The sequence below is a fragment of the Streptomyces sp. NPDC058964 genome, from assembly GCF_042741275.1.
Lineage (GTDB): Bacteria > Actinomycetota > Actinomycetes > Streptomycetales > Streptomycetaceae > Streptomyces.
In genome coordinates, this window is sequence record NZ_JBHYKH010000467.1 from 1 (window position 1) to 6,203 (window position 6,203).

7 protein-coding genes are annotated in these 6,203 nt (G+C 74.3%); 3 read left to right on the plus strand and 4 right to left on the minus strand.

The window, feature by feature from the left end:
* Positions 1-83: 83 nt before the first annotated feature.
* Positions 84-878, minus strand: a complete 795-nt coding sequence (locus tag ACFW2E_RS37215; protein WP_384473558.1) for an RNA polymerase sigma factor SigF — start codon at positions 876-878, stop codon at positions 84-86.
* 248 nt (positions 879-1,126) lie between these two features.
* On the opposite strand from ACFW2E_RS37215, the gene ACFW2E_RS37220 reads away from it, so the two are divergent.
* Positions 1,127-1,507, plus strand: coding sequence for a DUF2795 domain-containing protein (locus tag ACFW2E_RS37220; protein ID WP_384473561.1), 381 nt, complete (start codon positions 1,127-1,129; stop codon positions 1,505-1,507).
* Positions 1,508-1,631: 124 nt separating this feature from the next.
* On the opposite strand, the gene ACFW2E_RS37225 is transcribed toward ACFW2E_RS37220, so the two are convergent.
* The 3 genes from ACFW2E_RS37225 to ACFW2E_RS37235 all read right to left on the minus strand — a co-directional run bounded on the left by ACFW2E_RS37225 (position 1,632) and on the right by ACFW2E_RS37235 (position 4,272).
* On the minus strand, positions 1,632-1,880 hold the full coding sequence (locus ACFW2E_RS37225) for a DUF6158 family protein (protein WP_384473564.1): 249 nt from the start codon (positions 1,878-1,880) through the stop codon (positions 1,632-1,634).
* 73 nt (positions 1,881-1,953) lie between these two features.
* Positions 1,954-3,573, minus strand: coding sequence for an ABC-F family ATP-binding cassette domain-containing protein (locus tag ACFW2E_RS37230; RefSeq protein ID WP_384473567.1), 1,620 nt, complete (start codon positions 3,571-3,573; stop codon positions 1,954-1,956).
* A gap of 42 nt (positions 3,574-3,615) precedes the next feature.
* The gene (locus ACFW2E_RS37235) at positions 3,616-4,272 is read right to left on the minus strand and encodes a histidine phosphatase family protein (protein WP_384473570.1); all 657 of its coding nucleotides are present in this window, start codon (positions 4,270-4,272) and stop codon (positions 3,616-3,618) included.
* 69 nt (positions 4,273-4,341) lie between these two features.
* Here ACFW2E_RS37235 and ACFW2E_RS37240 point away from each other — a divergent pair, with 69 nt between their 5' ends.
* The gene (locus ACFW2E_RS37240) at positions 4,342-5,841 is read left to right on the plus strand and encodes a bifunctional phosphatase PAP2/diacylglycerol kinase family protein (RefSeq protein ID WP_384473573.1); all 1,500 of its coding nucleotides are present in this window, start codon (positions 4,342-4,344) and stop codon (positions 5,839-5,841) included.
* Positions 5,842-5,973: 132 nt separating this feature from the next.
* Positions 5,974-6,203: class I SAM-dependent methyltransferase (locus ACFW2E_RS37245; protein ID WP_384473576.1), on the plus strand; the 230-nt coding region annotated here is incomplete at its 3' end.

Below are 6,203 nucleotides of genomic sequence, written 5' to 3' on the forward strand. Positions count from 1 at the left end.
CTCCCGCGGCCTGGGCCCGCCGCCGGCGGCCCCCCCCGCCCCCGGGCGGGGGCCCCCCCGCGCGCGCCCCGGCTGCCCGGCGCCTACGTGGCGTCGCGCATCACCTGGTCGCGCAGCCGCTCGCAGCAGCGGTTGATCAGCCGGGAGACGTGCATCTGCGAGATACCCAGCTGTTCGGCAATCCGGCCCTGTGTCATGTCCCCGAAGAAGCGCATGTAGAGGATGGCCCGTTCCCGCTCGGGCAGCGCAGCCAGCCGGGGCTTGACGGCCTCCCGGTCCACGACCGTGTCGAGCGCGGGGTCGGCCGAGCCGAGGGCCTCGGCGAGCGAGTACCCGTCGTTGCTGCCGGGCAGCTCGGCGTCCAGGGACAGGGCGCTGAAGCTCTCCAGCGCCTCCAGGCCGGCCCGGACGTCGTCCTCGCTCATGTTCGCATGCCCGGCGATCTCGGCCACGGTGGGCCGTTGCCCCGGGGCGCTCTGGGACAGGTCGCGGCAGGCGAAGCGGACCCGGTTGCGCAGGTCCTGGATCCGGCGCGGTACGTGCAGGGTCCACATGTGGTCCCGGAAGTGCCGCTTGATCTCGCCGGTGACCGTGGGCACGGCGAAGCTCTCGAAGGCCTTGCCGCGCTCGGGGTCGTACCGGTCCACGGCCTTGACGAGGCCGAGGGCGGCCACCTGGCGCAGGTCCTCGTAGCTCTCGCCCCGGTTGCGGAACCGTCCCGCGATCCGTTCGGCCATGGGCAGCCATGCCTCCACGATCTCGTCGCGGAGCCGGTCGCGCCGCGGTCCCGGCGGGAGCGTGGCGAGTTGGCGGAAGGCGTGCGCGGTGTCGGGCGCGTCGTCGTGCGGGTGGTGCTTCGTGCTGGCTGGGTTGGGCATAGTGCGTCGCAACTCCCCTGACCTGCTGGGTCGGACGGTCACCGTGGGAGCCGCTCCGCAACCGGACGGAGGCACCCGTGACGCGGTCGGCCGCTCCCACGGACGTGCCTCCTGTCCGAAGCACTGAGACTGCGCCTGCCCCGCGCCCTGGGGGGCAAACACCCGTGTCGCGTTGTGTCGGCGAGCGGTGTCGGGGTACGCGGTGCGCACCCCCTGAAGTCGCACCCCCTGAACATCTGGAGGGAGCCATGCAGCGAGGCAGTGCCCGGTTGAGCGTCCACCGGGACGACGAGATGAAGCACGAGCTCCAGGGCCTGCTCAGGTCCGGGCACCCGACCCGTACCGAGGAGTGGCAGGATCCGGAACCCACCGCGGAGGACGACCCCGTGATCTGGCGCGGTCCGGTGGTGCCCGGGACCGGCGAGCGGCCGTCCCTGGCGTCGGTACGGCTGGAACTGGCCCGGTATCTGGCGCGCGGCGCGTTCCCGGCCGCGCCGGGCGAGCTGGCCGGCGCCCTGCGCCGCGGGCAGGCGCCCGACGACCTGGTCGCGGCGGTACGGCGGCTGCCGAGGGCGGCGCGCTACGACAACGTCCAGCAGCTGGCCGAGGGGCTGGCGGCACGTGAGTGAGCCCGTGGGGCGGCACCCGGGTCGGCGAGGAGGTCAGGATCCGGGGCCGGGATCCGCCCGTACGGGCGTTCGGTGATGTGCTGCTCGACGTGAGCGCCGCGGCTCGGGCCGCGGCGCGGGCACCTCAGGCGCCGGGCACCGCCGCCCCGCCGCAGCCGCGCTCACGGGCACCCTCCCGGGTGCGGCCCGCGGTGATCAGGCGGCGGGGGTTGCGCCGCAGGTACTCGCCCTCCAGCTGCGCCATACGCTCGTTGTGGGCGCGCAGTGCGTCGTTAGAGCCGTACAGCAGGGTGTCGTGGCGCGTGCGGTGGATCGTCTCCAGCTCCTTCATGAGCTGCTGGTCGTCCAGACGGTCCGGGTCGACTCCGGTCATGATGGTGCCCCGCTCGTCGTGGTCGCTTTTCTGCCTCCACTGTACGCACAGTCCCGCCGACGGGCCTGCGTGGCTACCGGACCCGCTCGACCCGGCGCTCGTCCCACACCGGCTCCGGCGTCTCCCGGACCCGGCCGTCGCTGCCGAAGACCAGGTAGCGGTCGAAGGAGCGGGCGAACCAGCGGTCGTGGGTGACCGCGAGGACCGTGCCCTCGAAGGCCTCGAGCCCCTCCTGGAGGGCCTCGGCGGACTCCAGGTCGAGGTTGTCCGTCGGCTCGTCCAGGAGCAGCGCGGTGGCGCCCTGGAGCTCCAGCAGCAGGATCTGGAAGCGGGCCTGCTGGCCGCCGGAGAGGCGGTCGAAGGACTGCTCGGCCTGGTTGGTGAGCTCGTAGCGGCGCAGCCGGGACATGGCCGCGCCCCGGTCCTGGGAGTGTTCCTTCCACAGGATGTCCAGGAGGGTGCGGCCCCGCAGTTCGGGGTGGGCGTGCGTCTGGGCGAAGTGGCCGGGGACGACGCGGGCGCCGAGCTTCCACTGCCCCGTGTGGGCCACGTCCTCGCCGGCGAGCAGGCGCAGGAAGTGGGACTTGCCGGAGCCGTTGGAGCCGAGCACGGCGACCCGTTCGCCGTAGAAGACCTCCAGGTCGATGGGCTTCATCAGGCCGGTCAGCTCGAGTCCCGCGCAGGTGAGGGCGCGCACGCCGGTGCGGCCGCCCTTCAGACGCATGGTGATGTCCTGCTCGCGTGGCGGCTCGGGCGGCGGCCCCGCCTCCTCGAACTTGCGCAGCCGGGTCTGTGCGGCCTGATAGCGGGAGGCCAGCTCATGGCTGACGGAGGCCGCCTGACGGAGGTTCAGCACGAGCTTCTTCAGCTGGGCGTGCTTCTCGTCCCAGCGTCTGCGCAACTCCTCGAAGCGGGCGAAGCGTTCACGCCGGGCCTCGTGGTACGTGGCGAAGCCGCCGCCGTGCACCCAGGCGTCGGCGCCCGCGGGGCCCGGTTCGACGGAGACGATCTTCTCGGCGGCGCGGGCGAGGAGTTCGCGGTCGTGGGAGACGAACAGGACCGTCTTGCGGGTCTCCCGCAGCCGCTCCTCCAGCCATCGCTTCCCGGGCACGTCGAGGTAGTTGTCCGGCTCGTCGAGCAGCAGCACTTCGTCGGTGCCGCGGAAGAGGGCCTCGAGCACCAGTCGCTTCTGCTCGCCGCCGGAGAGGGTGCGCACCTGCCGCCACTGCGCGCGCTCGTAGGGCACGCCGAGCGCGGCCGTGGTGCACATGTCCCACAGCGTCTCGGCCTCGTAGCCGCGCACCTCGGCCCAGTCGGCGAGGGCCTGCGCGTACCGCAGCTGGGCGGCCTCGTCGTCGACGGTCATGATGGCGTGCTCGGCCTCGTCCACGGCCCGCGCGGCCTCGCGGATCCGAGGCGGTGCGACGGACACGAGCAGGTCGCGTACGGTCGTCTCGTCCCGTACGGACCCCACGAACTGACGCATCACGCCCAGGCCGCCACTCACCGTGACCGTGCCGCCGTGCGGTTTCAGCTCGCCGGAGACCAGCCGGAGCAGGGTGGTCTTGCCCGCGCCGTTGGGGCCGACCAGGGCGACCGCGGCGCCCTCGCCGACCCGGAAGGACACGTCACCGAGCAGCGTCCTCCCGTCGGGGAGGTGGTACTCGAGGTGCGCGGCTTCCAGATGTCCCATGGGCACGCATTCTGCGGGGCGCCCCCGACCTGCGGCAAACCGTTATCCGGCCGCGTCCGTCGGCCGCCCGGTCGGACCGCCCTCCCCCGCGGGCGCCACGGCCGCGCCCGCCCAGGACAGCGCCTTCCAGCCGTCGCGGGGCGATCCCTCCAGGACGACCAGGCCGGTGTTCGCGAGCGGGCGGGAGGCGGCGAAGGACACGTCGACGTTCTCGGCGCGGGCGGCCGTCCACATCCGGATCGCCGCGCCGTGGCTGACCATGGCGACGGCCGGGGCACCGCTCGCGGCGGCCTCGGCGATCACGGCGTCGTACCGCGCCAGCGCCTGCGTGCCGCTCTCCCCGCCCGGAATCCGCAGGGAGGTGTCGCCCACCGCCCAGGCGAACACGGTCCGCATGTAGTGCCGGCCCCGCTCGGAGTCGCCGGGCAGCATCTCCAGATACCCGGCGGACACCTCGCGTATGCCGTCGCGGACGAGCACGTCGAGGCCGCGTGCGGCCGCCACGGGGGCGGCCGTCAGCTGCGCACGGATGAGCGTGGAGGCGTAGACGGCGCCGAGGTCCTCGTGCGCGAGGGCCGCCGGCAGGGCGGCGGCCTGCCGCTCCCCGAGAGGGGTCAGGCCCGGTCCGGGTACGGCGGTGTCCAGCAGGAAGTCGACGTTGGACGGGGTCTGCCCGTGGCGGACGAGGAACAGGCGCATCGGGGTTCCTCTCGCTCGATCGCACCGCCGACGCACAGGAAACGGCGGCTTCAGGGTACCCGGCTCCCTATGAGTCCAGATGTCGACCTCACCGTCCCGAAGCCCGGCCGGCGCGCCCTGCGCGATCGGCTGCTCGCCCTCGACCGCCGCCTCTTCGAGCGGGCCGCCGAGTGGCACTGGCCGGGTGCCGGGCGCGTGCTGCCGAGACTGAGCCGGAGCGCGAACCACGGGGTGCTGTGGTTCGCGGCGGCGGCCGGGATCGCGGCGAGCCGCACGCCGCGCGCCCGCCGGGCCGCGGTGCGCGGCATCGCCTCGCTGAGCCTTGCCTCGCTGGCCATCAACACGCTCGGCAAGCGCTCGGTGCACCGCCGCCGGCCCGCGCTCGACCCGGTCCCGGCGGTCCGGCTGCTGAAGCGGCAGCCGATCACCACCTCCTTCCCGTCGGGTCACGCGGCGTCGGCGGCCGCCTTCGCGGCCGGGGTGGGCCTGGAGTCCCCGGCGTGGGGCGCGGCGCTGGCGCCGGTGGCGTTCTCGGTCGCCATGTCCCGCCTCTACACGGGCGTCCACTTCCCGAGCGATGTCGTGGCGGGTGCCGCCCTCGGCGCGGGTGCCGCCTTCGCGGTGCGCGCCCTGGTGCCGACCCGGGCCCAGATCGCCCCGCCCGCCCGGCCGCGCGCGCACGCCCCGGCGCTGGCCGACGGCGACGGTCTGGTGGTGGTCGCCAACAGGGCCTCGGGCACCGCCGACCGGGTGCGGGCGCTGCGGGACGCGCTGCCGGGGGCGGAGATCGTCGAGTGCGAACCGGTCGACGTCCGCACCGAGTTGGAAAAGGCCGCCACCCGGGCCCGGGCCCGGGCCCTTGGGGTGTGCGGCGGCGACGGCACCGTGAACGCGGCCGCCGCGACCGCGCTGCGCCACGGTCTGCCCCTCGCGGTGCTGCCCGGCGGCACCCTCAACCACTTCGCCTACGACCTGGGGGTGGAGGACGTGCGGGACCTGGCGCCGGCGGTCCGCGGCGGCGAGGCCGTGCGCGTGGACGTGGGCCGGTTCGTCTGCGCGGACCGGGAAGGCGTCTTCCTGAACACGCTGAGCCTGGGCGTCTATCCCGAGCTGGTGCGCGAGCGGGAGCGCTGGTCGCACCGTATCGGCGGCTGGCCCGCCGGGATGCTGGGCGCGCTGCGGGTGCTGCGTGCCGACCGGCACCCGCTGGAGGTCGAACTCGGCGGTGGGGTCCGCCCGTTGTGGATGCTGTTCGTCGGCTGCGGCATGTACCGCCGGATGGGCCTCGCGCCGGGCCGGCGTGTCGACCTGGCGGACGGACTGCTGGACGTGCGCGTGGTGCACGGCGGCCGCAGGCCCGCGCTGCGCCTGCTGGCGGCCGCCGCCGCGGGGCCGCTGACCAGTTCCTCGTCACACCGGGCGGTCAGGGTGCGGCGGCTGCGCCTGGCCGGTGTCGCGCCGGGTACGCCCCTCGCCGTGGACGGCGAAGTCCTGGAGGTGGCGGGCGTGGTGACGGTGGAGAAGCTGCCCGCGGCACTCACGGTGTACCGCCCGCTGTCGCCGGAGTGAACCGTGAACGGTCCACACCCAGTCCACATTCTGAAACGCAGGTCTCATTATTCGGCACCCGCGCGTACGGTGGGCGTGCCGCCGGACGGGGCCGCCGCCCCGTCGGCCGGTACGACGAGAAGGGGTTGAGCCATGCCGAAGCCGCAGGAGACCGCCGTCTACACGCACGGACACCACGAGTCGGTGCTGCGTTCGCACACCTGGCGGACCGCCGCCAACTCCGCTGCCTATCTGCTCGGTTCGCTCAAGCCGCACATGAGGATCCTGGACATCGGCTGCGGTCCGGGGACCATCACCGCCGACCTGGCGGCGAGGGTCCCCGACGGCCGGGTGTCCGGCGTGGACCACGCACCGGGCGTGCT

Coding starts and splice junctions, on each gene's coding strand:
- ACFW2E_RS37215 (WP_384473558.1), bottom strand. CDS start 878: ATGCCCAACCCAGCCAGCACGAAGCACCACCCGCACGACGACGCGCCC.
- ACFW2E_RS37225 (WP_384473564.1), bottom strand. CDS start 1,880: ATGACCGGAGTCGACCCGGACCGTCTGGACGACCAGCAGCTCATGAAG.
- ACFW2E_RS37230 (WP_384473567.1), bottom strand. CDS start 3,573: ATGGGACATCTGGAAGCCGCGCACCTCGAGTACCACCTCCCCGACGGG.
- ACFW2E_RS37235 (WP_384473570.1), bottom strand. CDS start 4,272: ATGCGCCTGTTCCTCGTCCGCCACGGGCAGACCCCGTCCAACGTCGAC.
- ACFW2E_RS37240 (WP_384473573.1), top strand. CDS start 4,342: ATGAGTCCAGATGTCGACCTCACCGTCCCGAAGCCCGGCCGGCGCGCC.
- ACFW2E_RS37220 (WP_384473561.1), top strand. CDS start 1,127: ATGCAGCGAGGCAGTGCCCGGTTGAGCGTCCACCGGGACGACGAGATG.